28 protein-coding genes are annotated in these 25,949 nt (G+C 45.5%); 5 read left to right on the forward strand and 23 right to left on the reverse strand.

Translation table 11 applies throughout. The features are described 5' to 3' along the window. Positions 1-38: 38 nt before the first annotated feature. The 7 genes from tolB to HCJ96_RS05230 all read right to left on the reverse strand — a co-directional run bounded on the left by tolB (position 39) and on the right by HCJ96_RS05230 (position 5,695). Positions 39-1,394 carry a Tol-Pal system beta propeller repeat protein TolB gene (tolB, locus tag HCJ96_RS05200; protein ID WP_169209988.1) on the reverse strand — a complete coding sequence of 452 codons (1,356 nt, stop codon included), beginning with the start codon at positions 1,392-1,394 and terminating at the stop codon, positions 39-41. 4 nt (positions 1,395-1,398) lie between these two features. Further along, a complete protein-coding gene (gene tolA, locus HCJ96_RS05205; protein ID WP_169209989.1) occupies positions 1,399-2,187 on the reverse strand; it encodes a cell envelope integrity protein TolA in 789 nt (262 codons plus the stop codon). Continuing rightward, complete coding sequence (gene tolR, locus HCJ96_RS05210; RefSeq protein ID WP_169209990.1) at positions 2,184-2,609, reverse strand: protein TolR; 426 nt, start codon at positions 2,607-2,609, stop codon at positions 2,184-2,186. Before tolR ends, tolA begins: the two co-directional genes overlap by 4 nt. Before the next feature lie 23 nt (positions 2,610-2,632). Then, complete coding sequence (gene tolQ, locus HCJ96_RS05215; protein ID WP_169209991.1) at positions 2,633-3,328, reverse strand: protein TolQ; 696 nt, start codon at positions 3,326-3,328, stop codon at positions 2,633-2,635. Next, positions 3,318-3,716 (reverse strand): tol-pal system-associated acyl-CoA thioesterase, encoded by a 399-nt coding sequence (gene ybgC, locus HCJ96_RS05220; protein ID WP_169209992.1) that lies wholly within the window; start codon positions 3,714-3,716, stop codon positions 3,318-3,320. Before ybgC ends, tolQ begins: the two co-directional genes overlap by 11 nt. Before the next feature lie 383 nt (positions 3,717-4,099). Then, positions 4,100-5,047 (reverse strand): NAD-dependent epimerase/dehydratase family protein, encoded by a 948-nt coding sequence (locus HCJ96_RS05225; protein WP_246261169.1) that lies wholly within the window; start codon positions 5,045-5,047, stop codon positions 4,100-4,102. Between the two features lie 147 nt (positions 5,048-5,194). Beyond that, positions 5,195-5,695 carry a lactoylglutathione lyase family protein gene (locus HCJ96_RS05230; RefSeq protein WP_169209993.1) on the reverse strand — a complete coding sequence of 167 codons (501 nt, stop codon included), beginning with the start codon at positions 5,693-5,695 and terminating at the stop codon, positions 5,195-5,197. Between the two features lie 93 nt (positions 5,696-5,788). On the opposite strand from HCJ96_RS05230, the gene HCJ96_RS05235 reads away from it, so the two are divergent. Then, the gene (locus HCJ96_RS05235; RefSeq protein ID WP_169209994.1) at positions 5,789-6,661 is read left to right on the forward strand and encodes a LysR family transcriptional regulator; all 873 of its coding nucleotides are present in this window, start codon (positions 5,789-5,791) and stop codon (positions 6,659-6,661) included. Positions 6,662-6,727: 66 nt separating this feature from the next. Here the strand turns inward: HCJ96_RS05235 and HCJ96_RS05240 are convergent, their stop codons facing one another. Both HCJ96_RS05240 and HCJ96_RS05245 read right to left on the reverse strand, forming a co-directional pair. Then, complete coding sequence (locus HCJ96_RS05240; protein ID WP_169209995.1) at positions 6,728-7,285, reverse strand: hypothetical protein; 558 nt, start codon at positions 7,283-7,285, stop codon at positions 6,728-6,730. 104 nt (positions 7,286-7,389) lie between these two features. Then, entirely contained in the window at positions 7,390-8,397 is a 1,008-nt protein-coding gene (locus HCJ96_RS05245; RefSeq protein ID WP_169209996.1) for an NADP-dependent oxidoreductase, read from the reverse strand. Between the two features lie 96 nt (positions 8,398-8,493). Between HCJ96_RS05245 and HCJ96_RS05250 the strand changes: the two genes are divergently transcribed. After that, positions 8,494-9,372, forward strand: coding sequence for a LysR family transcriptional regulator (locus HCJ96_RS05250; protein WP_169209997.1), 879 nt, complete (start codon positions 8,494-8,496; stop codon positions 9,370-9,372). 66 nt (positions 9,373-9,438) lie between these two features. On the opposite strand, the gene HCJ96_RS05255 is transcribed toward HCJ96_RS05250, so the two are convergent. Beyond that, the gene (locus HCJ96_RS05255; RefSeq protein WP_169209998.1) at positions 9,439-10,062 is read right to left on the reverse strand and encodes a LysE family translocator; all 624 of its coding nucleotides are present in this window, start codon (positions 10,060-10,062) and stop codon (positions 9,439-9,441) included. Between the two features lie 191 nt (positions 10,063-10,253). On the opposite strand from HCJ96_RS05255, the gene glsB reads away from it, so the two are divergent. After that, positions 10,254-11,162 (forward strand): glutaminase B, encoded by a 909-nt coding sequence (glsB, locus tag HCJ96_RS05260; RefSeq protein WP_169209999.1) that lies wholly within the window; start codon positions 10,254-10,256, stop codon positions 11,160-11,162. A gap of 8 nt (positions 11,163-11,170) precedes the next feature. Here the strand turns inward: glsB and ruvB are convergent, their stop codons facing one another. The 13 genes from ruvB to HCJ96_RS05325 all read right to left on the reverse strand — a co-directional run bounded on the left by ruvB (position 11,171) and on the right by HCJ96_RS05325 (position 24,455). Beyond that, positions 11,171-12,175, reverse strand: a complete 1,005-nt coding sequence (ruvB, locus tag HCJ96_RS05265) for a Holliday junction branch migration DNA helicase RuvB (protein WP_169210000.1) — start codon at positions 12,173-12,175, stop codon at positions 11,171-11,173. A gap of 10 nt (positions 12,176-12,185) precedes the next feature. Next, positions 12,186-12,806, reverse strand: a complete 621-nt coding sequence (gene ruvA / locus HCJ96_RS05270) for a Holliday junction branch migration protein RuvA (protein ID WP_169210001.1) — start codon at positions 12,804-12,806, stop codon at positions 12,186-12,188. A gap of 16 nt (positions 12,807-12,822) precedes the next feature. Then, on the reverse strand, positions 12,823-13,344 hold the full coding sequence (ruvC, locus tag HCJ96_RS05275; RefSeq protein WP_343034675.1) for a crossover junction endodeoxyribonuclease RuvC: 522 nt from the start codon (positions 13,342-13,344) through the stop codon (positions 12,823-12,825). Further along, the gene (nudB, locus tag HCJ96_RS05280) at positions 13,341-13,781 is read right to left on the reverse strand and encodes a dihydroneopterin triphosphate diphosphatase (protein WP_169210003.1); all 441 of its coding nucleotides are present in this window, start codon (positions 13,779-13,781) and stop codon (positions 13,341-13,343) included. The genes ruvC and nudB overlap by 4 nt, the downstream gene beginning before the upstream one ends. Next, positions 13,781-15,544, reverse strand: a complete 1,764-nt coding sequence (aspS, locus tag HCJ96_RS05285) for an aspartate--tRNA ligase (protein ID WP_169210348.1) — start codon at positions 15,542-15,544, stop codon at positions 13,781-13,783. The genes nudB and aspS overlap by 1 nt, the downstream gene beginning before the upstream one ends. Before the next feature lie 216 nt (positions 15,545-15,760). After that, positions 15,761-17,101, reverse strand: a complete 1,341-nt coding sequence (locus HCJ96_RS05290) for a sigma 54-interacting transcriptional regulator (protein ID WP_169210004.1) — start codon at positions 17,099-17,101, stop codon at positions 15,761-15,763. Continuing rightward, positions 17,098-17,697, reverse strand: coding sequence for a hypothetical protein (locus tag HCJ96_RS05295; RefSeq protein ID WP_169210005.1), 600 nt, complete (start codon positions 17,695-17,697; stop codon positions 17,098-17,100). The genes HCJ96_RS05290 and HCJ96_RS05295 overlap by 4 nt, the downstream gene beginning before the upstream one ends. Further along, positions 17,697-19,094, reverse strand: coding sequence for an ATP-binding protein (locus tag HCJ96_RS05300; protein WP_169210006.1), 1,398 nt, complete (start codon positions 19,092-19,094; stop codon positions 17,697-17,699). Before HCJ96_RS05300 ends, HCJ96_RS05295 begins: the two co-directional genes overlap by 1 nt. A 242-nt stretch (positions 19,095-19,336) precedes the next feature. Then, the gene (locus HCJ96_RS05305) at positions 19,337-19,603 is read right to left on the reverse strand and encodes an EF-hand domain-containing protein (protein WP_169210007.1); all 267 of its coding nucleotides are present in this window, start codon (positions 19,601-19,603) and stop codon (positions 19,337-19,339) included. 214 nt (positions 19,604-19,817) lie between these two features. After that, the gene (locus HCJ96_RS05310) at positions 19,818-21,893 is read right to left on the reverse strand and encodes an EAL domain-containing protein (protein WP_169210008.1); all 2,076 of its coding nucleotides are present in this window, start codon (positions 21,891-21,893) and stop codon (positions 19,818-19,820) included. Between the two features lie 54 nt (positions 21,894-21,947). After that, positions 21,948-22,385, reverse strand: a complete 438-nt coding sequence (locus HCJ96_RS05315; RefSeq protein ID WP_169210009.1) for a tellurite resistance TerB family protein — start codon at positions 22,383-22,385, stop codon at positions 21,948-21,950. Between the two features lie 90 nt (positions 22,386-22,475). Then, positions 22,476-24,119 carry a fused response regulator/phosphatase gene (locus HCJ96_RS05320; protein WP_169210010.1) on the reverse strand — a complete coding sequence of 548 codons (1,644 nt, stop codon included), beginning with the start codon at positions 24,117-24,119 and terminating at the stop codon, positions 22,476-22,478. Positions 24,120-24,143: 24 nt separating this feature from the next. Beyond that, on the reverse strand, positions 24,144-24,455 hold the full coding sequence (locus HCJ96_RS05325) for an STAS domain-containing protein (RefSeq protein ID WP_169210011.1): 312 nt from the start codon (positions 24,453-24,455) through the stop codon (positions 24,144-24,146). A gap of 97 nt (positions 24,456-24,552) precedes the next feature. Between HCJ96_RS05325 and yciH the strand changes: the two genes are divergently transcribed. Beyond that, the gene (yciH, locus tag HCJ96_RS05330; protein ID WP_169210012.1) at positions 24,553-24,876 is read left to right on the forward strand and encodes a stress response translation initiation inhibitor YciH; all 324 of its coding nucleotides are present in this window, start codon (positions 24,553-24,555) and stop codon (positions 24,874-24,876) included. Positions 24,877-24,952: 76 nt separating this feature from the next. Then, on the forward strand, positions 24,953-25,753 hold the full coding sequence (locus HCJ96_RS05335) for a response regulator (protein ID WP_169210013.1): 801 nt from the start codon (positions 24,953-24,955) through the stop codon (positions 25,751-25,753). The last annotated feature ends 196 nt before the right edge of the window (positions 25,754-25,949 follow it).

The raw sequence follows: 25,949 nt of genomic DNA on the forward strand, positions 1-25,949 counted from the left end.
TCTTATTCCTTACTTAATTCATCAATGATTTTAGCTTATTAAAACAAAAATGGTGACCAACTTGGTGATTTCACTTGCCCATTGGCTGCTGGTAACCTGGCCTTAAAACGCCCATCGAGCGAAACCAGGGATAAAACCTGTGTTCCTTCATGAAGGGTGCTGTAAATAATCATGCTTCCGTTCGGGGCAATGCTCGGTGACTCGTCCAGATAGGTACGCGTCAGCACTTGCAGTGCACCATTATCCATTCCCTGTTTGGCTATGTGGTAGCTTCCGCGCGTGCGGTTAACCAACACCAGCTGTTTTCCGTCGGGTGTTATCGTACCACCCAAATTCTGTTCACCCTCAAACGTCTGTCGTCTGATCTTTCCTGATGCTAAATTTACGCTATAAATCTGAGGTTTACCACCCCGTTCGGAACTAAATATCAAGGTTTTTCCATCAGGTGCCCATGACGGCTCAGTATCAATGGCTCTATTTCGGGTGATTCGACGCAAATCTTTACTGGCTAAGTCCATAACATAAACTTCGGGATTGCCATCTTTTGACAACACCATAGCAAGTTGTTTGCCATCCGGCGAAAAAACAGGACTTCCATTTATTCCGGGAAAGTCTGTAATTCGCGTACGCTGCATACTGTAAATATCCTGAATGAAAATTTGTGGGCGTTTATTTTCAAAACTCACGTAGGCCAGTTTTTCTCCATCCGGAGACCATGAAGGCGACATTAACGGCTCTGGCGAGGACAATAAACGAGTTTCATTTTCACCATCATAATCAGCTATGACTAACTGATAGGGCAATTTGTTGGTTTCACGGTCACGCACAATAACATAGGCAATTCTGGTCAAGAACGCGCCGCGCGTGCCCGTGAGTTTTTCGTATACCACATCACTGATGCGATGGGCATATTGACGAAAGTCTTTACTGTTTATCATTGCTTGTCTTGAATCAATGATATGATCTTTACTTGCAACTAGCTCGCCGTTACTCAAAACGCGAGATTTTCCATTGGTAATCTGCCCACGCAGCACATCAATTAACTCGTACGACACTTGATAGCGGTCGACCGACTGCTCTTCCACCGTACCCACTAATACTGTATCGACTCCTGCAGCGGCCCACGCAGCGTAGTTTATCTCGCCATCGGTGGTTGGCTGTTGTGGCATTTTATCAGGTGAAACAGGATTAAATTTACCACTACGCATTAGATCTGCCATTACCACATCAGAGATTGCACCCGGTTGTTGGCCGTTTCCTTTCCATTTGAATGGCACTACACCGATTGGACGTGCACTATCTACACCTTCGGTAATCACAATTTCAAGGGTTGCCTGAGCCAGCATGCTAACTGAACATAAGGCAACGGTGAGCCATACTCGAAATTTTCGCATCGTTTTATAGTTCCACTGTTAAATTAATGTCTTTAAGTTTTTCATACACATCAGGCGCGTCTGACATGGGCATTTTGTCGGGTCTTAACACAGCACTTTGTGCTGCACGACACAATGCAGGATCGCCCTTGAGAATAGTAACTTGTGTCACCAGCCCGGTTGTGGCTAGTTTTATATTTAAGCGACAGGACTTACCTTCAAAGCTTTCATCTTCGATCAGATAACGCTTAATGGTTTGCTGGATTAATGCCTGATAGCGCTCAGTTTCAGACAACACCTGCTTCGCTCGGCGCTGACGCTGAGCGGCCTGCTCCGCTTCCAGCTGCTCCTGCATAATTCTTTCCATTTCAGCTTTTTCCTGCGCTTCCTTACGCTTACGCTCGGCTTCTGCCTTGGCTTTTCTCTCTTGTTCTTCTCTTTCTTTTGCTTTTTGCGCTGCCACCTCACGCAATTCCTGCTGACGCTTGCGTTCTGCTTCCTGCTTGCGTTTTTGCTCAGCTTCCTGTTTAATTTTTAGTTGTCGTTGCCGTTCTCGTTCTGCTGCCTGACGCTTCTTTTCTTCTTCTGCACGGGCTTGAGCTTGCGCTTGTTGTTGCGCACGTTTTTGATCAGCAATGGCCTGAGCATCGATGAAGGTTGCCTGAATAGCAGGCGCAGACTCAGCGGGTGCCATCAAGGGCTCCGGAGAAATAGTGATGCTTATTAGCAACACTATTGCTATCCCCAGATGAAGTCCCAGAGATTTTAGCAACGATTGTTGTTCAGGCGACAGCGACGACTGTTTTTTCTTCACTCAGGTTCCACCGGATCGGTCATGAGTCCAACAGAAGGCACACCTGCTCCCTGTAACAGCACCATTAACTGAATAATTTCATTGTAGGCAACCTGCCCATCTCCTTTTACAACCACTGGAATTTTGGGATCTTTTTGGAGCTGTGCCTGCACTAGTGCAGCTAATTCATCCCCCTCAAGAACACGCTCTTGATCCTCACCCACATTTAAATAGTATCGGCCCTTTACATCTACAGACGCAATCAAAGGCGGATTATCTTCTTGCTCGATGGGTTCAGCACTGGCTTTTGGCAGATCAACTTTTACGCCTTGAGTCACTAATGGTGCGGTGACCATAAAAATGATCAGTAGCACCAACATGACATCAATGTAGGGAACCACATTAATTTCAGAAACCGGGCGGCGACGTTTACGTGTATACATAGTGAATTCTCCCAGTCAGACAATTATTGCTGCGGTGGTGACTGGACGTGAGATGCAATCGCCTGCCGGTGAAGTATTGCTGAAAATTCTTCCATAAAGTTGCCGTAACTGTTTTCAAGCTTTTCAACCTGATTACTGAAACGGTTATACGCAATAACTGCGGGAATAGCTGCAAACAAACCGATAGCCGTCGCGATGAGTGCCTCAGCGATACCCGGCGCCACCATTGCTAATGTTGCCTGCTGCACTTCGCCCAACGCAATAAACGCGTTCATAATACCCCATACGGTACCGAACAAGCCGATATAAGGGCTGATGGAACCGGCAGTGGCCAGGAAAGGCAGATGACTCTCAAGACTCTCTACCTCGCGCGACATACTTACCCGCATTGCACGATCGGTGCCGTCAACAATGCCGTTAATGCTGGTATTGCTTTTACGCAGGCGCACAAACTCTTTAAATCCAGCACAGAACAAACTCGCCATTCCCGACACATTCGTGCGCGCAGACAATTCCTGGTATAGGCGGTTTAGATCGGCACCAGACCAGAACTTATCTTCAAATTGTCGCATTTCTTTGCGGGCTTTCGTTAGTGCTTTGCTCCTTTGGAAAATAAATGTCCATGACGCGATTGAAACGCCTATAAGAAGCAACATAACCAGTTGAACTATAAAGCTTGCCTGAAGAAACAAGCCAATGAAGGTTAAATCAGATGACACGCGTTAAATCCCCTTTCAATGAGCGCGGCAGGCGTCTGGCAGTCATTTTGGCCAAATCCACACAGGCTATTAATATTTCAGCTGCGACTAAAAGATCATCAGCAGAATTTTTTATTTGTTGTTTGAACGTAACACTTGCGCCTTTTAATTCTACAACCTGTGTTTCAATACTCAATAGCTGATTGAAACGTGCAGGCGCATAGTTATGCATTTCAACCCGTTTGACGACGAAAGCCACAGATTGTTCAATGAGTGTATCCTGTTCGTAGCCAAGTTCACGTAACAATTCAGTTCTGGCGCGTTCCATGAACTTTAAATAGTTTGCATAGTAAACGATGCCACCTGCATCCGTATCTTCGTAATAAACACGTACATTAAATTTGTGCATAATTATGCTTTGCAGTACATTTGTTAATGCTACGATAATATTACAATGGGTCGGAAACAAGCCCCTTTTGAAAAAATATTTTCTGATAAAGCCTTTATAAACCGTAGCATTAAACCAATTTATCACGTTGCATTAACAGGGCATTAACGGATTAGTTTATTTAATCTGAAAAAATAATTTTCCTCAATTGTCAGGTTCAACTATTTCTCTATAATGCACCCCATCAGTCATACAGCACATGACGAGCTACATGATGTAACCCGTTATCGTGAATGAGTTTTTCTCCTGTTAGACATGAGTTCCCTGGATTTATTTCCTTCAACACTTGTTGTTTTGCCCGCTCACTTTGAGCGGGCTTTTTTTATTCTGCATTCCTGAAAGTATTAATTATTTACGTACTCGTTTTCGCCTATCAATGACTTTTGCACCCCTTCCTGATAACTAGTCACACAAAAGTCAGGAAATCGTTGTTTAAACTTTGCAGAGTCAAATTTGTTGTCGCAACCGTAGCGGGGCAGCAACTCTGACGCATCTCTGATCTGAGGGTTAACTAATCCTATTAGCGACAACTGCCACCTTTTTAGCACGCGATAGCGACACGGTTTTTTCAGAACTTGTTCACCCTGCGAAATGATTTGTCGATAGGTCAAGCGATTATCATCACACGGTAAGTGCCAGGTCTGATTGAATGCATCCGACGTGTTCCCCAGTAAAGCCATCGCTCTGCTGGCATCGGGGGTATAGATCAAGGTGCGTAAGGTATCATCACGCAAAAATACCAATGCGGTTTTATTGTGTTTTAGCTTCTGTAAAATCGTTACGTTGGTGATGCTTTGGGTTTTGTCCGGACCATAAAATTCAGGTGCGCGACAAATCATCGCCTCAAGCTCACCACGGTTTATTGTATCCAGTAACTCTTTGGCAATAGACGCGCGCACTTCCCCTTTTTTACCGTTAGGCTCAAATGGTGTCGCTTCATCTTGTAACTCTTCGGTTTGGGGATACATGTAGGTGTTATCGAAAAACACCAATCTAGCGTCGTGAATTTTGCATGCAGTAATCACATTGCGCATCATGATTGGCCACTGTTCCACCCATTTCTGGGTGTCCATGGGTAAACCCGCGGTTAGATAAACCACATTTGACCCGTCCACCGCTCTTATGGTCTGTTGCAAATCTAATAAATCGGCGCTTATCAGAGCGTCACTTGCATTCACAGACTGAGGATTACGGCTGACCAGGCGTATCTGGTCGGTGTGATGATGGTATAATGCGCGGGCCAGTTCAGTGCCAATCTGTCCACTGGCGCCTAATATCGTGTGTAGACTCAAATCTGTTTCCAAGACATTCAGCATATCAATTAGGCGTAATGTCGTGGTTTGCAGCAGATTAATCAAGTGCTAAAAACGGAAGACCAGCAAACCCGCGCTGGCGCGGGAGGTTTGCTGATAAGTTTCCGAGAACATAAAAATTAGAAGTTAATAGGCACCGTCGCTGTAAGTCAGTTCATAACTATGACTGTAAATCTCTACAATATTGCCAAACGGATCTTCCATATAGATCATGCGATACGGCTTTTCACCGGGATAATAGTATCGGGGCTTCTCCATCCGACGCTTACCGCCTGCGGCAACAATCTTATCTGCCAGTTCCTCCAAATTAGGATCCTGAACACAAAAGTGAAATATACCGGTCTTCCAATATTCAAAATTATTTTCCGGGTTTTGCTGGTTCGGAAACTCGAAAATTTCTACACCAATTCGGTCTCCCGTAGATAAATGGGCAATTTTAAAGCTTCCCCACCCTTCTCCAAATACATCAGTACACATTTCGCCGATGGCGCTGTCGTCTTCTTCAATCTCAGTGGGCTTCATGATCAAATACCAGCCCATTACATTAGTATAAAATTCAACGGCCTTCTCAAGGTCAGGCACGGATATACCGATATGAGAAAACGTTCTTGGAAATGTATTGTTCATAAATTGTCCTCCTTTGATTGACATTGAGGAGTGTAGACGCCAAGCTTCATTAAGTGAAATTATCAATTTTCATATTTTTGAGTACACTTTGTAATGATAAACACTGTCTGGTTAAAAACGTTTTGCACCCTTGCTGAAACCAAGCACTTCACGCTAACCGCAGACAAACTGCACATGACGCAATCCGGGGTCAGCCAACATATAAAGAAACTTGAAGCGCAAATGGGTGTGTTATTGATAGCGCGAGAAGATAAGCAATTTCGTCTCACTGAAGCCGGCTGTAAACTTTATACTGAAGGTAAAGCGATTGTGGAATCGTTATCGATCCTGCGCCATCGTGTCACTGACGACCCGGCCTTTGAGGGTACCGTGAAAGTCATGTCGCCGGGTAGTGTAGGCTTAAAGCTATACCCTTACCTACTTACCTTTCAGCGTCAGCACCCCAAACTGAATATCGAATATCGATTTGCTCCAAACGATGATACTATCGAAGCACTCACTGAGGGCAGTGCCGATATTGGTCTGGTTACCAACAAACCTGATGATATGTCGCTCATTTCCGAAGCGATCGGAGACGAGTCCCTGCTGGTGGTAACGCCCGCAGAGATAGTCGAACCGGACTGGAAACATTTAAGTGCATTGGGCTTTATCGATCATCCTGATGGAAAGTATCATGCGAACCTGTTACTTAGTGCCAATTTTGCAGAATATGTAAAAAAACCGCAGTTAAAGCAAGCAGGCTTTTGTAATCAAATTGGTTTGATCCCTGAGCCTGTCAGCATGGGCTTAGGTTTTACTGTTTTACCTTTGTATGCAGTGGAATCGTTTTCCAAGCCTCAACTTATCCGGGCACACCAATTGCCCGTGCCCGTCAGCGAGACATTATATCTATGTTGCCGTCGACAAAATTTCATACCCAAGCGGGTAGAAGTTATCGTGCAAGAAATTAAACGCAAGCTAGCCTAAGCAACCAATTTTAATCAGTTTGATTTTTTAACACTGATTTGCGTCAGGGTTAGTATTTTCAGATGTCTATTGAACAAAATCCTGCCACTCAAAATATAGACTCTCACTGTTCAAACATTGTTCAAGAGTCGAAATCATCGACGCCTTTACAGGGGGTTCTTGAATTTTAAAATGGCACTTGAGCTTGCTACCGGTTTTAGGCTGATGCAGGAGATGAATCGAATCAAAGGAAGGCGCGCCGGTGATCTGATGAATCGCCAGTTGCTCGTGGTCATTAATGGCCACGCGATCGAAAACTGCGTTAGCAGAGTGATTGCCCTGGCCACGCAGATCGCGGTAATACAACTGCGTTGTAAATATCACTTCATCTGCAAACAACGACTTCCCACCGCGTTCAAAATGCCCTTCATAAAAAGTTGTATGAAGACTGAGCGTGTGACCTTGCATCAATTGTTGCAACGCAAACGTTTCAGGCAGTATGGTAAGCGTGGATTTTCCTTTCAAGGCGCGTTGTGCTGATTCTGTTAACGAGACTTCATACAGCAACTGCACATTATGCGGATAATGATACAGAGCCATGTGATAGGCCAGCCACGTTCCAGAAGGAAGCTGCAACAATGCCATTCCATGTGATCCCATGTAATCATGTTGGGGGTGGTTATCAGCGGCATGTATCACCGAAGAACACCAAAGTAGCGCAATCAAAATCAGTAAGCGGTGCATGATCATTAAACCTTAACAATCAGTTTGCCAATATTATCCCCTGCGAACAGACCGCTTAATGCGTGAGGTAGTTGCTCGAACCCTTCTACGAAGGTGGAATTGAAAACCAGACTTTCGTCAGCCAGCCAGGGTAGTACTTTATCAAACATTTCCGGCATTCGATGAGTAAAATCCCGTGCGAGAATGCCTTGTATAGATGCGCGTTTGTACAATAGATGATGCAGTAGACGGGGGCCTGTCTGTGGGGTGTCTAATCCCCCATTGTACTGTGAAATTTGACCGCAAATAACCACCCTGGCCCGGACGTTCAATGAAGCCAGTACCGCGTCAGAGATTTGCCCACCTACGTTGTCGAAGTACACATCGACCCCGCCCCTTTCTTGCAGGATAGTCTCAATCTGCTGCTCACTTTGTTGCTTGTAGTTTAGAGTTTTGTGCACACCCAGCGTCGTAAGCCACTGGCATTTCTCGTCGCTACCCGCAATTCCTACCACCTTGCAGCCTGCTTTAATACCAAACTGGCATACCAGCGACCCCACAGCACCCGCTGCACCTGATACCACCAGCGTATCGCCAGCTTTAGGTTGGCCAGCTTCCATCAAGCCGAACCAAGCGGTTCGGCCGGGCATTCCCAATACTCCGAGCGCTGTTTCCACAGGCGCTATCGTTGCGTCCAGTTTAGCTAGCTCATTTCCATGCACGCGCGCGTGTGACTGCCAACCGGTATAGCCTGACACCCAATCCCCAGATTGATACGCGGCGTGGTAACTCTTGAGGACTTGTGACACTGCAGCCGCCCCTTGTATTTGATTGATTGGATGGGGTGCCTCCCAATTGGCTTTCGCCGACTGTTGAATGCGCATATAAGGGTCAACGGAGATAAAGCGCGCCTCAACGAGCACCTCGTTGGCTGAAAGCGTATCATCGAGCACTGATTCTTCATAAGCGTAGTGCTCAGCTCCGACTTGCGCTGTTGGGCGCGTTTTATATATCCACTTTTGATGTATTGCCATTCTGCGTGCCTCACTAAAATTTACCTCAGGTTACACAGATTGCCGTTTCCATAAAATCGAATTAAAATCAGGAATTATTTCCAAAATGGAAACAATTTGAACATCACCGATATTGAAAAAGTGCTTAATGTTGCTGCAACCGAAAATTTGCAATTAAGCGCCCGACAGCTGCATCTTACTCCAGGCGCATTATCTAAAATAATTAAGCGCGTAGAAGCAACGCTACACGTTCAACTATTTGACAGGCTGAACAATACGTTAAAACTGAATCAGCACGGAAAGGGGTTTGTTCGCGATGCCACGCAACTGTTGCTTGATTACCAGCAAATCGAAAGTCGTTATCAACACGAACATGCGGTTCATCAACTTACCATCGCCGGACCACCGGTGATCATTAACTATTGGTTTTTCAAATTATTTAATCAGGTAAATCAGCAAAACTTGACCATTCAGATAAAAGCGGCGTTTGAAGGTCACGCGGTAAAACTTATCAATCAAGGTATGGCGCATATTGCTATCGTCACTGGTCAGGCCCTAAGTGAAAAACATCCTGATTTACATGCGGTCAGATTGAGTGGGTCTGTGTTTCAGGTTGCTGCAGACAAACGCCACCCAATTTTACAAAAGTATTCCGACGGGCACCTTCCTCGCAAAGACCTGGACGCGCTGGCCTTCGCAGTACCTGCGGTGTCACCTTTTTGTGGAATTGAGCGTGGTATTGGCTCTGATGGTTGGCGAGACGATAAAATACCCCGATTGATCAGATATCGTTGCGATGACTTCGATTCACTTATTAAGTTGGTTAAACAGGGCTGGACATTAAGCTATTTACCCGATTACGTGATACAGGAAGAAGGATTCAGCAAGTTAACCGTGAAGGATTGCCCATTTACCTGTCATGAGGATATATATCTGGTGTGGCGAGGCACTATGGTAGATGGCTGGCTAAATAAACTTATCAACGAATTATACTGAACTCCAATTGGTGAACCCTGCTGAACAGCAGGCGCATTTAATCTTAGTAAATATTGCTGAACAAAATTAATTAGCCTGAACAGCTATTTTTATTCCGAACGCCACCAGCACCACACCGACCATTTTTTCGATGATATTTTTGCTGCGTTTAAATGCCAAAAGCAACCGCGGCTGGGTTAAAAATAGCGCCACCCCACTAAACCAGAGTAAATGTGCCAGTGAAATAATGGCACCAAAAAGTAGTTGAATAAGCAGCGGTGTGCCAGGCTCTACAACCTGGGTAAATATACTTAGAAAAAATACTGTCGTTTTCGGATTAAGTGCATTAGTGATAAAACCTATTTTAAATGCCGAAAGCGCGCTGATATTACCTCGTGAGTGGCCCAGATCCAGATTGGTGTTCGCTTTAAACGATTTATAGCCCATGTAAATGAGATATGCTGCACCACAATATTTGATCAGTGAAAAAAGTAACACAGAGCTGGAGATGATTAGCGCTAATCCGGCAATGGAATAAGCCACATGCAACCATATTGCAAAACTGACGCCCAGGGCAGAAAACAAACCTGTCCTCCTGTCATAAAAAATACTGTTTCGCATGATCATGACAAAATCGGCACCGGGACTGATGGCCATAAAGATTGCAATCACGGCAACCGTGGTTAGCTCGGGTAGAAACTCTATAATCATGTAAAAATCAGAACCCTATTGGTTTAAAGCGGTGACCGGACACATCATACAAGGTTAAAAGTACAAATTAAAAGTAATCGCTGAATGATAACTAACGTATTGAAAGAAAATCGTTTTAGCGCCACACTGAAAACGATGGAACGAACCCTGGCACCGTAATAATCGGCTGACTTATTTTATTTGGAGTATCAATGCAGGAATTGTTAAACGACATTCTCGAAGAAGTAAAACCGCTTGTTGGACAGGGTAATGTCGCTAGCTATATACCTGAATTGGCAAAGGTGGATCCCAATCAGTTCGGCATTGCAATTTGCGATACCCAAGGCAAAGTCACCACCGCCGGGGATGCTAATACAGGGTTTTCCATCCAAAGTATCTCAAAAGTATTTAACCTGGTGTTAGCCTATATCTACTATGGCAACTCTCTGTGGGAACGTGTGGGCTGTGAACCATCAGGCTTGCCCTTTAATTCATTAGTGCAGCTGGAATATGAAAACGGTATTCCACGAAATCCATTTATTAACGCTGGGGCGCTGGTTATAACTGACATGGTGCACTCCAGACTGATTTCACCCCATGTTGCATTGCGGGATTTAGTCAGAAAGTTGTCCGGTAACCCTTATATATTGGCCGATGTGGATGTAGCAGAATCAGAGTTTGAGTATCGCGCAAGAAATGCTGCGATGTCTTACCTGATGAAGGCTTTTGGTAATTTCCATAACGATGTAGAAGAAGTATTACACACCTATTTTATGAACTGCGCCATTCGCATGAGTTGTGTTGATCTGGCACGGGCCACCCAGTTTCTGGCAAACCGGGGCTTCTGCACCATTACCAAGAATGAAGTATTAAGTGGCGATCAAAGCAGACAAGTTAATGCTCTGTTAGCCACCAGTGGCCTTTATGATGAAGCCGGTAGCTTTGCATTTAAGGTAGGGTTACCGGGAAAAAGTGGTGTGGGCGGCGGCATTATCGCTGTGGTGCCGGGACGTTTCTCTATTTGCGTATGGTCACCCGCCCTCAATAAAATGGGAAATTCAATGGCGGGAGTTGCTGCGCTTGAATCGCTAACCCGCCATATAAAGTGGTCGGTTTATTAATTAATCAGCTACTTCTCTGGCTGGAAACCAAAGTGCAGATAGGCACGCTGGGAAACAATTCTTCCTCTGGGCGTGCGTTGTAGAAAACCCTGTTGAATCAGAAAGGGTTCAATGACGTCTTCAATAGTTTCTTTTTCTTCACCAATGGCCGCGGCCAGATTATCCAAGCCAACTGGGCCCCCATCAAATTTTTCGATGATTGCCGTAAGTAGCTTTCTATCCATGTAGTCAAAGCCTTCTTTGTCGACATCCAACATGTCGAGCGCGCTGGCAGCAACATCCGCGGATACTTCTCCGTTCGCTTTTATTTCAGCATAGTCCCGAACCCTGCGTAGTAGGCGGTTGGCAATTCTTGGCGTACCGCGAGAGCGTTTAGCGACTTCAGTGGCACCTGAGCTATCCATCTGCATATTCAGGTAGCTGGCACTGCGCTCTACGATAGTGGTTAAATCAGCAACATTATAAAACTCAAGTCGCTGGACGATACCGAAACGATCCCGCAATGGTGAGGTTAAAGAACCTGCTCTGGTAGTCGCGCCAATCAAAGTAAACGGGGGAAGGTCTAACTTAATCGAGCGCGCGGCCGGGCCTTCTCCTATCATGATATCCAATTGATAATCTTCCATGGCAGGATACAGAATCTCTTCCACCACCGGGCTTAAACGATGAATTTCATCAATAAATAACACATCGTTGCGTTCCAGATTGGTCAACAATGCGGCTAGATCACCGGCTTTCTCCAGTACCGGACCAGACGTGGTTTTAATGTTGACGCCCATCTCGTTCGCCACAATATTAGCCAGTGTGGTTTTGCCTAACCCCGGGGGGCCAAAAATCAGCAGATGATCGAGCGCATCACTTCTTTTTCGTGCCGCCTCAATGAAAATCTCCATTTGATCGCACACGTGTTGCTGCCCGGTATAGTCAGCCAGTAGTTTAGGCCGTATCGCCCTGTCGATAACTTCTTCTTCAGTGGATGCCTGGGGTGCTATTAATCTATCTGCTTCAATCATTTACTTTAGCCTACATCGCTGCCTTAAGTGCTTCGCGAATGACCTCTTCGCTGGCCATACCTTCGTTATAAGCACCGGAGACCATTTTACTTGCCTGGGCGGGCTTGTAGCCAAGCGCTATCAACGCACTTTGTGCTTCTTCGCGCACGTCATTCAATAGCACTGTGGCATTTCCGTCTGCGAGTCGGGAATCCAGATCAGGCTGCGCAACACTCTGCTTTTTACCAAAATCAGCTAATCTGTCTTTTAGTTCTACAACCAACCGCTCAGCGGTTTTTTTGCCAATACCAGGCAAGCGGGTCAAGCCTGAAACATCACCGTGTTGTACACACTGTAAAAACTGGCTCGCCGACATACCGGACAATATTGCCAGCCCCAACTTGGGCCCTACACCGTTCGCTTTAATCAATTCCCGAAATAACCCGCGCTCAACTTTATCCGCAAAGCCAAACAATAATTGCGCGTCCTCACGTACCACAAAATGCGTGAATACCGTAACGGGCTGCTCAACCTCGGGTAATTGATAAAAACTGGTCATTGGCATTTGAATTTCATAACCCACTCCGCCCACATCAATAAGCACATTGGGCGGTTGTTTTTCTAGTAGCGTGCCGTGAATTCTTCCAATCATAATTACTGCTTCTTCGTTATCTTAATCGTCTGCGCACTGTTTTACTGGCTTGTCCTGCCAGCTTAATCAAGCTCTGCGCGGTATGTGCATGACACAGAGCCACCGCCAGTGCATCGGCCGCATCGGCTTGAGGGGTGCCGGGCAGATTCAGTAAATGGCGCACCATATGTTGAACCTGCGTTTTTTCTGCACTGCCTTTGCCCACTACCGCCTGCTTTATCTGTCTGGCAGAGTATTCGGCTACGCTCAGCTCCCCTTGCGTTGCCGCTACCATTGCTGCTCCACGGGCCTGGCCAAGTTTAAGCGCTGAATCTGGATTATGGGCCATAAAAACTTGTTCGATGGCAAACTCATCCGGCTGATACTGGCGGATAATCTCGCTGACGCCAGTGAAAATTTGAGCTAATCGTGGGGCAAGTTCATCGCCTTTTACACGAATACACCCGCTGGCGACATAGTGAATTTTACCTGCCTGGCGCTTGATTAATCCATAGCCTGTTACACGAGAACCTGGATCTATACCCAGTATTACCATTATTTTTCCTCTGGTACAAACCTTTCTACCGCCTCGCGGTTGGAAGGTGACCACAACCTTGCCAATGCGTCAGTTTTAGAGACCCATTTATAGGCAAGATGCTCGCTCAGTACAATAGGTATTTGGCTGTCGATTTGGGCGCTGAATACATGTTCGATGTTAAATCGGATGTCTGGGGAATACCGATAACGCCATTTAGGTCTGATTTCGTAACGGTTAGTCAGCTGGTGATCGGTAATCATGTGCTCTGCTGGGTTCAGGCGTATCCCGGTTTCTTCCCACACTTCGCGGTACGCTGTCTGAATAGGCTGCTCGTTTTCTTCCAGAGTGCCGGTGACTGACTGCCAGAACTCAGGATCATCTTCGCGCTGCAAAATTAACACCTGATAGTGCTGATCGTACAGCACTACCAGAGCTGATTCGGGGCGTTTAAATGACATTACCCATTGTCACGGGGCAAGGTTTTAATCGCCAACTCTTGCAATTGTTGTGGATTGGCCGGGCTTGGCGCGTCGGTCAAGGGACAAGCGGCGGTCGTGGTTTTCGGAAAGGCCATGACATCACGAATAGAGGTTGCGCCGGTCATCAACATAACCAAGCGATCCAAACCAAACGCTAAGCCAGCGTGCGGTGGCGCACCGTACTGTAGGGCTTCCAGCAAGAAGCCAAATTTGGTCTGCGCTTCTTCTTCGTTAATGCCAAGAATAGAGAAAACCGCTGACTGCATATCCTGATTATGAATACGCACTGAGCCTCCGCCCAATTCCACGCCATTTAATACCATGTCGTATGCGTCAGAGATGGCATTGGCGGGATCCGCTTTTAATTCTTCGGCGGTTAATCCGCGTGGCGAAGTAAATGGATGATGCAATGCGTGGAACTGACCATCAACTTCTTCAAACATGGGGAAATCAACGACCCATAAGGGCTTCCAGTCACCTTTTAGCAAATTAAAGTCTTCACCCAGCTTCAGACGCAGTGCACCCATCGCTTCGGTAACGACCGTGTTGGAATCGGCTCCAAATAATAAAATATCACCTGTCTGAGCACTGGTACGCTCAACAATTGAAGCGGCGATGTCAGCGTTCAGGAATTTAAGAATAGGCGACTGCAGGCCTTCCAGACCTTGCTGCACATCATTCACTTTCACCCAGGCCAGGCCCTTCGCACCGTAAATACCAACAAATTTGGTATAATCATCAATTTGTTTGCGTGACAGGCTAGCCCCCTGAGGCACCTTAATCACTGCAACCCGCCCGTTGGGATCGTTAGCTGGGCCGCTGAACACTTTAAAATCGACGTCATTCAGTAAATCAGCCACATCCACCAGCTCCAGCGGGTTACGTAGATCTGGTTTATCGCTGCCATAGCGTTTCATGGCTTCGGCATAGGTCATGCGCGGAAAATCGCCCAAATCCACATCCAGCATCTTCTGGAATAAATCCCGGATCATGCTTTCGGTGATATTCATCACGCCTTCAGCATTTAAGAAGGTGGTTTCCAAATCGATTTGGGTAAATTCTGGCTGACGGTCAGCACGCAAATCTTCGTCACGAAAACATTTAACGATCTGATAGTAACGGTCCATGCCCGACATCATCAGCAATTGTTTAAACAACTGCGGGGATTGCGGTAAGGCGAAAAACTCACCTTTATGGGTACGACTAGGCACTAAATAATCGCGCGCCCCTTCAGGTGTTGCCTTAGTAAGAATAGGCGTTTCGATATCCAGAAAGCCCTGTTCCTCTAAAAAGCGACGCACCGCACCGGTGACTTTCGCTCTGAATTGCAAGCGATTGCTCATTACCGGACGACGCAGGTCAAGATAGCGATATTTAAGACGCTGTTCTTCTGAGTTTTCCTGGTTCCAATCTAATGGAAGTGCGGCAGAGCGACTGAATATTTCCACGCCGGTGCCCAGAATTTCAATCTCACCGGTGCTCATTTCTGTGTTCACCTGGCTTTGGGGACGCGCCCTTACCTTACCGGTTAACTTGACGCAAAATTCACTTCTAAGCTTATTCGCTTCTGCTAAAACTTCAGGTAAATCAGGATCAAATACGACCTGCACAATGCCTTCACGGTCACGTAAATCAACAAAGATGACACCGCCTAAATCCCGGCGTTTATTTACCCAACCACAAAGTGTCACTTCCTGTCCGATATAGGACGCATTAATTTTCCCACAGTAATCTGTGCGCATGGTCATTGACCCCTGATTTTCTCTATTTTTCTGACTATTCACCGCTATATCAGTGAATAAGGAATTCGTGTGAAAAATACCCGCAAGCACGAGCATTTTTAAGGCCGCATAGTATAAACAAAAGGCGCGCTAAAGCCCAATGGGAATTATCATTAGCAGATAAAATGAAAATTAAGCGTCAACGCCTTCGCGATTGAAGGCGTTTGGGCACAGGGATTAGCGAAAATCTCCTGCATCCAGTTCATGCTTTTTCATCAATTTGTGCATGTCGGTGCGGTTTCTTCCGGCCAGCTCTGCCGCGCGGGTGACGTTACCATCAGTCATTTTAAGCAGTTTGTGCAAGTATTTTTGCTCAAATGCATCGCGCGCTTCGGTGAGTGTCGGCCAGCTTTGTTTCGTCGCTGATAAGGCCTGTTCAACTAAATGCAGCGGAACCCCCGGCGTCTGGGTTAACGCCACACACTGTTCCACCACGTTAACCAGCTGACGCACGTTACCCGGCCAATCTGATTTGACCATTAACTGCATGGCATCATCAGAGAATTGGTTTACGTTCACACCGTGACGCTGGGCGCTTTGCTGTAACAGTGCTCGCGCCAGTAACGGGATATCCTCGCTGCGTTCTTTAAGTGATGGTAATTTCAGGTTAACTACGTTCAAGCGGTAGTATAAATCTTCCCGGAAGGTGCCCTCTTCCATTTCCTTATGCAGATCTTTGTGCGTGGCTGAAATTACGCGGACGTCTATATCTACATGTTTACTGCTACCGACCGGTCGAATTTGGCGCTCTTGCAATGCACGCAATAATTTAACTTGTAGTGTCATTGGCATATCGCCAATTTCGTCTAAAAATAAGGTACCGCCATCTGCTTCACGAAATAAACCCGCATTCGCTTGTACCGCACCAGTAAACGCGCCCTTAGCGTGACCAAACAATTCAGATTCAAGCAAGTTTTCTGGCAAGGCTCCGCAGTTGATCGCTACGAAGGGTTTATTATGGCGGTTACTGGCGCGATGGATAGCATTGGCCAGCAACTCTTTACCGGTTCCGCTGGCTCCGCTGATCAACACGCTCACTTCACGCTGAGCAATCCGGTAAGCCTGATCCAATACATTCAACATCTCGGGCGAACGAGTAATGATATCCTGACACCAGTCTTTTGGCTGCGCTGCCTGAGACTGACTCAACGCTTTTTGTAAGAGCTTTCTTAATTCATCATGATCAACCGGTTTGGGTAGAAAACCAAATACCCCTCGCTGTGTGGCGGCTACGGCATCGGCAATAGTCCCGTGAGCAGTCATCAGAATAACGGGTATATCCTTGCGAATACCCATGACTTCTTCAAACAGGCTCAGACCGTCCAGTCCCGGCATGCGTAAATCACTAAGCACTACATCGAAATCATCGCTGCGCAATTTTCTTAGTGCACTGTGGCCATCTTCAACTGCGGTGACGCTATACCCTTCCCCTTCGAGGCGGATGGTAAGCAAACGCAACAAACTCTTATCATCGTCGACTAATAATAATTGCGGGGCTGCTCTGGTGGTATCGCTCACTGCTGACTACTCCTGTTTTTATCCATTAATGAAGCTTCGATTTGCAACAGTTCTTCTACTTTTTTGCGCTGGGCTTCCAGCTCTTTTTGCAGGTTTTCGATGCTCTGGCTTTGTTGCGTATTTACTCTGCTCAATAATGTAATGGCTGATTCATACTCTAACATTTGTTCGTTGGGTGCTTGCACAATTGACTTCACCAGGCGCGCAAAATCAGGCGATAACTTGCCCTGGATCTCCTTCAATAGATGCGAAGCGCGTAACCTGTCCTGATATGGCGTGCTAATAGGTAAGGTAAAAATGATTTTGGTTAGTTTGTCTTCAAACGAATTGCCCAGCGCGTTTATAGTATCTTTTCGTTTTGGCCAGGGCGTCTCATCGGCTTTAATCCATAACGACGTCCAATAGGACAAATCACATTGATGCTCAAACTCTTCGATGTCTTCATCCACCAGACATAATTCAGAGGTATCAATAGGTTCGGTCTGCTTAACTTCAACTATTTCAGGTGGAATTTGTTGCTCTGGTTCTGCAGGGGGGGGTGGAACCAATTTACACCCTGCTAATAAAACCACGCAAATACTGCATATTATTCTCATTACACCATTTCCTTCTGCGGGATGGTTACACGGAAGCAAACATCAGCATAATCAACATCAACAACTGCTACGTCACCGTGCATCAGGCGTGCGCAATCGGATACTATCGACAAGCCCAGCCCTGTGCCAATCACATTGTCGTTTCGAGGATCTTCTCCTCTGGTGAAAGGCTCAAACAACTTTTCGACCGATTCTGCTGGAATTCGTTTCCCCCTGTTCGCCACATCAAGAATGGCTTTATCCCGCTTCATATAAATACTCACGTTGATCGGGCGGCCGACCGCTCCATGAGCAACCGCGTTTGACACCAGATTATCCAATATTCGCCGGTAAAGTTCTTCATCTATTAGAATTGTTTCTACCTGCAGATCTACTGTAACCTCTCTGTCCTGTAGTGCCAGTGCATAATCTTCCAGACATTCTTTAAGCAGGCGACTGACATCCACCTGGGCGAATGTCGGCTGCGCCTGCTGTAATAATAAATTATAGTCGAGTAATTTTTCGACCAGCTGGTTTAATCGCTGAGTGCTGGATGTAAGCAGGCCAAGCACTTCTACCTGTTGTGGGTTAAGCTCACCAACTACATTGTCAGATAATAAACTGCACCCCTCTTTGATGCTTGCTAGTGGCGTTTTAAGTTCATGCGCCGCATGACGTAACAGCGCTGTTCGAATATGTTCTAATTGCTGTAATCGCTCAGCCAGCCAGTGCAAATCCTTTTCAACGCCAATCAGTTCTCTGGGCGCATGCGTAGATAATGGGGGTAAGTCCCCCTCTTGCTGAGCCAAAATACGTATAATCTGCTTGAGCTTTTTAACTGGGTTAACAATAAGTTGACTACCCAGTAAAATCAGTAATAACGACACACTAACCAGCATCGCCGTCGACCAGGCCTGTTTCGCCTGCATCGTGTTTAGGTCGTCTTTTTGAATGGCCAGCCGTTGTTGAATAGCCAAATCCACATCGCCACGCATGCTGGCCACACTACTATTCAATGATGCCAGATAGGTGTTCATCAGAAATTGGTCATCGATTCTGCGAAAAGCTTTAAGTTGCGTAATGTGATTATCCAGGCGAACGCAGGTCTGACTGTCCTCCAGCGCCTTGCACAACGATTTTTTCGCGTCGATGAACTGCAACATGGCGTTGTCGGTTAAATCAGCAACCGCATTACTTTCCAGCACAACAAATTGCCTGATGCTGCGTTCCAGATCAATCGCTGCGGCGTCAAGCTGTTGCATCAACCCAACAACATTGACCACGTAACGAGTTTCGATTGTTGTCATACGGCCGACTTTGGCTAAGTCGTTCTGACTTTGCCATAGCAATGCAATCAGTGGGACCAATGCCAGCACAAAACTGCCTAATGTAAGTTGTCTTAAGGAACCTAGTCTCACTAATTATTCACACTACGTCTTTGTTTTACTTTTTATTTGATATTCGCCTGTACTTTACATGCTCTGCATCAACAAAGACTGACGCAATATAGCGAATAAAAGTATGCATTGCGATTCCATGTGACTACGTTTTTATGGGCTTGCTTAACCTAGTACACTTTTTTGCAACAGATAACGTAAAAAACACGAAAACGGATTTTTTACGTTACTTAATAGTAACGTTTTATTTTTAGTTTACAGAATTATTTTTGACTGTCTGGGATAGCTGCTATTTTTCCACTCGCCTTCAGTTCTTCCGGACTGAGCTTGCCATCTTCATTGGCGTCAATCATACCAAAATGTCGAAGCAGGTCGGTATTACTCACCGCTTCTCGAAGAGAAATATAACCATCCTGGTCCATATCCAGTTTAGTCAGCAAATCAGCCTGGGCTTTGGCGTTCGCAACCAATGTGGTCTGCACAGCAATGGCGACAACCATCATTAATAAAAATTTTTCTACTCGTTTCATACACAACTCCTTCTTTTTACTTTTCACTTTTCACTTTTCAATGGCAGTTTTCACACTTCATCTAACAGTGAAGACAATAGTAATATCAGGAACCCTAAGCCAGAAACAAGCCAACATTATAAAACTCATTTAATTCATATAGTTACGCAAAAGTGTTGCAACAAACGGATAATTCATGTTCCTTTTTAGCAACACTATAGCGTGAAATGTTAGCTCAGGAAGCAGGAGTTGTTTGACGGTGAAACCGAACTGGCAGAAAAGGCAGGCTATCCAGCGGAACCGGTTCACTAAACAAAAACCCCTGAACGTGGTCACATCCGTGTTCCAGCAAATAGTCCCATTGATTATGATTTTCAATCCCTTCGGCACAGATAGTGAGTGACAGGCGTTTGGCTAAGTCAATGATAGTGCCGGTAACTAATCGGCTGCGTTCTGATGTTTCAAGTTCGCGGATAAATTGACGATCGATTTTAAGTGTATCAATACTGATTTGAGTGAGGTAACTGAGCGATGAATACCCCGTACCAAAATCATCCAGCGCAATAGCACATCCCATATTGCCTACTCTTCGGAAAAACTTGTTCGACAAGGCAAAGTTTTCCAGATAGGCTGACTCGGTTACTTCAAATTCAATGTATTCCGGGTTCACCATATGGCGATTAAAGATGTCGTGAATCATATCAAACAATCCCCCATGCCTTAGATCATGGCCAGATAAATTGACTGAAACCCGAAAACGACGCTTTAAAATAGAACGGATGGCAGGCATCTCCTTAGCCACTTGTTCAATCATCCATTCGGTTATCGAAGTGATTTTTCCGCCCCGCTCTGCAATGGGAATGAATTCACCTGGCATGATCATGCCAAATTCCGGATGCTGCCACCTGATGAGCGCTTCGAACGCGATAATTAACCCGTTTTTATCGATTTTGGGCTGGTAATAAACAATAAACTCATTGTTGCTAATGGCCTGTTCAATGCTGTTGGCAATTGACAGTTTGCGCTTATGGGAGTCCACCATATCGATAGTGAAGACTGTAAAGGTACCGCGCCCCCTTGCCTTTGAGCGATACATCGCCAAATCGGCGTTACTCATCAACTGACTTAATTCATAACTCGCATCTTTCGCCCGTGCAATACCGATACTTACGCCAACCGTCAGTGACAATCCACGCAACTGAAAGGGCTCTGAAAATGCTGAAATAACCCGGTTAGCCATATTGGTAACACTGGTATCGCTGGTGTCGCGGTCGGGTAAAATAATAAATTCATCTCCCCCCAGCCGCGCAACCAAATCGCCCTCGCGCAACATGGTTGTCACTCTGTCCGCCACTTCGATAAGGATTAAGTCGCCCGTTTCGTGGCCTAACGAATCATTGATGCCCTTAAACCCATCCAAATCGAAAAACATCAGGACCAAATCGTCGTCAGCTCGTTTTGCTCTGGCTAGCTCAAGACGCAAATTATCCATCACGAACTGACGATTAGGTAAACCCGTGAGGCTATCGAAATTCGCCAACCGGGTCATAGTTTGCTGTTGCTCAACCAACGTTTGATTTTGCTCGTGATTTATCGTTAGTTCGACTTCAATGGTATCCATCAAGCTGTTGATGTTGTCGCCGAGGTGTCCAAACTCATTATTATGGTGCTCGTTGTATCGCAGCGCATAATCTTTACTTTCGCTCACCTCATGGGTAAATCTCGAGAGCGCATACAATGGTCTGAGCAAGCGATTGACGAATAAAAAACTGACCAGCAAAATAAGTAATAACACAACTAAGATCAATGGCAGAGATTGCCATAATAGTGAACGTTTACTGCGCTTTATCAAATGTGTCGCATCGTTGACTAAAACCAGAAAGCCTTCAGGAAAATCCTGCGGGCCGATTCGTTCGAATGTTACCAGATGACCATTAATCAAAAAGCTGCCCACGTCCCAGGGCTGGGTTGAGTCCAACAGCGGGAAATTCTTTTGTGAATCAAAACGAGCGCCCTGGAAAAAAGCAATCTGCTTGAAATCGATATTGTAAATAGCAGCGTAGGCTAACGCGTCATATGCGATCAAACTGCTTAAGCTTGGCTCAAGATCAGTGATATTTACAGGTCGCGTTTCCATCACAGGTTGCAGATCTGCGCTCAAGTCTCTCGCAAGCGAAGCGTAGTGCGCTTTTACCGAGTTGAAAAGAAGCGCTTCGTGCTCTTCCTGTGTAAGCCAAAGCACGATCAAGGTAGACAAAATCACCGCACCTACGATAATGGCGGTGAGAGAAGATTTTACTGGCTTAAACACTGTACTGCACCTGTTCCCATTCTTTCAGTGTTACCTTTCCTTAGCGACCGGGTACTATTCTCCAGTAACCGACAATTTCGTTTTAATAAACTGGCTATGAGGAATATGCAAAAGGTCTGCTATCCTGCGGATTGTATGCTCTTCTATGGGAGCAATCGTGTTATCAGCATAGGCTACTTGCCATAAGCCTTTTAAGATGGCTTGTTTTTTCTCATTATCGCATTGCTGGTTGATGGCTTGCGTAAATTGCACCAAATCGACGGCATCTTCTGCCGTTTCTCGCCCCTCTTCTACCAGGCTCTGCCGGGCTTCATCGGACAACGAAAACTGCTTTTCAAGAATGGCTTTGTAAGCGGTGAGTTCGCGCTCATCGGTTTCGCGATCAGCTCGGATAATTTCGCTGAGAAGCGCTGCTGTGGCTAACTCAACAGAAAGTGACTCTTCTTTTTTGTCATTTGACTGTTTAAACAAGTCCAGTACCGCTTTTAACATAGCTATTCTCTTTATAGTGCAAATGAAGCCATCCCACTATATCAAAATAGCCTGCGAACGCCACGCTAAATGTTAACCTTTTGTATAAACTCAAACTTTCATGGTTACGGTTATTTTTGATCCATTATTGGCGTACTCAACATTTTCACAAAGTTCCCGCAGTAAGGTCACACCCCGTCCTGAGCTACTGTCTAAATCAGGGTTTGTCACTCGTTCAACATCAAAACCCTGGCCTGAATCTTCCATTATCAGGGTCAATGCCTTTCCTATCGGGTCGTATCTCGCCGCAATGCTGATGTATCCATTTTGCAGAGCCGCCAGGCGTTTTTCCCGTTCGTCGTAGTAAGCGATAAAGCCTTCTGGTGAACGTTTTATGCTTGAATCAAGATTCAGCAATCCATGTTCAAGTGAGTTATTAAACATTTCGGTCAGTACCGTAAACAGATTGGAGCGGATCCAGTTTAACCCTTGCTGGCTATTGATCATGTCCATTATTGTTTCCAGTACGTGTTCGTTTTGCAGATCTGCACTGGTTAACTTCATGTTGATTTCAAACGGCGTTTTACTTAGCTGAATATTATCCTTTAGCTCGTATAATGGTGTCGCCCGATAGATGGCAATGGTCATATCATCATGAGGTTCGGCCTCACCCAGGTACGCTCTTGCCTGTTGATAAAGGTGTTCAGCGGTAACATGTGGAGCAGCTAAGAACCAGCGTTGCAGTCCATCTTCATCCAGCATCCTGCCCTCATCGTTAGTAATTTCCATTAAACCGTCAGTGCAGGAAAATAGTTGGTCGCCATATTGCGCATCAAATACTTCACATACGCTATCAAACTCACTCTGCTCAAGAATGCCCAATGCCATATGTCTGGAGTCAACAGTTCTAACGAGTTTACCGGTTTCACTTTTCAACATCATTTGCGGCATACCGCCATTCCAGACGGTGAGGCGTTTACCTGATGCATCAACCTCAACCAGGACCGCAGCGAAGAACATATCGGGTGGTAGCAACTCAAGTAGCATGCCATTAAGCGTGTACGCCATTTCACTAACAGACAAGCCTTTCACTGACATAGCCCGAAAAATCCGCGTGACAGGCAGAGCACCTATTGCAGAGGCCAGACCGTGTCCAGTAAAGTCGCCTAAAAGAAAATAGAGTCCACCACCCGGGCTGGCAGCACAAAGAAATAAATCACCATTGAAGGTAGCCGCTGGGGATATTTTATAATCGAAAAATCGGCTTACCGATTTGTTGTTCACAATTGCGTTAGAGAAGATGTGTTCAACGATGGTGTGTTCTCTATCTACGTTACGCTGGAACCCTAATAGTTCTTGATTTTGTTTATCTACGCGTTTGCTGAGTAAGCGAATGCGGCTGTGGGCGCGAATTTTAGCCGCTAGTATTAAGCGGTCAAAAGGTTTAGAGACGAAATCATCGCCGCCTACTTCCAGACATTTAATCAGGCTTTCACGATCGTCCAATGCAGTGATGAAAATAATAGGTAGATAACTTGCTTTGTAAAGTGTCTTTAGCTTTGGCGCCACCTCAAAACCGCTCATACCGGGCATCATGACATCCAGTAAAACCAGATCAGGCTGGTGCTTCTCGGCTAGCCGAAGTGCTTCAGTTCCATCTTCAGCTTCAAAACAATCCGTGTACCCTTCTTCCTTTAACATGTGCAAAAGTAAGGAACGATTCACTGGCTCGTCATCTACAATTAAAATACGCATTAACATTCCCCGCGTTGAATAAAATTATCGTTCGCTGATTACAAACTTTTTATCGAAACGCGAAATTTTAAGAATGCGCGCCACCTGGGGCCGACTGTTTACAATGTGATATTTGATTCCGTTTTCGTTAAAAAACTTTTGCATGTTTAACAACATGCCAAGCGCGGAACTGTCTATGTATTGCGTCTCTGCCAGATCAACCACTATTTGATTCGGTGATTCTGGCGTATCTGTATAAGCGTGGCGAAACTCTTGAACTTTACTGTAATCAAACTTTTCATCCATTGTTATGGTGAGAGATCTGTTCGCTTGTTCCCAATTCGTGCTAATTGCCATTCATTTCTCCAAAGCGGCTAAATCCGTTATATTATTAACATACTAGCGATGTTCTTTTACAATAGTAGATAAGATTCATTTTAAAAAAAGTCATACCATGCAAAATTCCAAATTGGTTTATAGCACCGAAAGCGGGCGAATACACGAATCGGCAGGATCAGACGTGCGGTCTACATCAAAAGATGGCGTGGTGCGAATTCATAGGGAAACCAAAGGACGCAAGGGAAAAGGTGTCTCGATTATTCACGGTTTAGATTTGGATGCCAAAGCTTTAAAAAATGTCTGCACCGAACTGAAGAAAAAATGTGGTTGTGGCGGTGCGGTGAAAGATGGCACCATTGAAGTACAGACCGATGATCGCGCCAAATTACAAACACTTTTGCAGGCTAAAGGGTTTAGCGTAAAACTCGCTGGCGGATAAACCAGAATTATTTTTAAATCTTAACGTCGCGCCAACTTATTTGTGTTAAGCGACTACTATAAATGAGTAAACATAGATGGAAAAGCTGTCAATATCTGACTTGCATATAGTGTTAGTGGAGCCTTCAGACACCCAACGCAAAATCATTACTACCTTACTGCTAAAAGAAAAGGTGAAAGAAATTGACCCTGTCAGCACACTTGCTGAGGCCCGCGCCGCGGTGCGCTCTCACGGTGCTGACCTCATTGTCAGTGCTATGTATTTTGAAGATGGAACGGCAATCGATCTGCTTAAGTATATTAAAGAGTCGGATGAGTTTAAGACGATTCCGTTTATGCTGGTTTCAAGTGAAAATCGCTTAAGTAAGTTAGAAGAATTCAAACAGGCGGGTGTCGCCGCGATTCTTCCAAAACCTTTTGAACCATTACATCTTTCCAGAGCACTCAATGCAAGCCTGGATTTGATTAACCATGATGAACTGGAACTTGAATTATTTGATGTTCAGGAAGTGAGGGTATTGTTGGTCGATGACAGTCGACTAGCCCGCAACCATATTCGCCGGGTGCTGGAAGGCATGGGGCTGAAGAAAATTCGCGAAGCAGAAAACGGTGCCATGGCGCTCACATTTATTAAAGATGAAGAGTTTGACCTGGTGGTGACGGATTACAACATGCCTGAGATGGATGGACGCGAATTATCTGAGTTCATTCGCTTTAATCCAGAAACCACCCATATTCCCATTATCATGGTCACGTCTGAAGCGGCTGACAGCGCGCATATGGCTAACATTCAGCAAACCGGTGTAAATGCCCTTTGTGATAAACCCTTTGAACCAACCGAAGTCAGAGCGATGCTGGCAGCATTGTTGAGCGAATAAAAAATAATAGTATAAGCTATATGTGATTTGTAATTGACAGTGTCAGAACATAGTCATAAAGTGATTTTATGAAAATAAATTACGCGCATACTTCAACTTTTTTCTTTGGCTTTATCCCCATTACCTGAGGGAGGCTGAAGTGTGTATCTAAAACCTCCCACCGGGAGGTTTTTTTTTGATTACAATGTGGAACGTT

The organism is Alteromonas ponticola, from assembly GCF_012911815.1.
Taxonomy (GTDB): Bacteria; Pseudomonadota; Gammaproteobacteria; order Enterobacterales; family Alteromonadaceae; genus Alteromonas; species Alteromonas ponticola.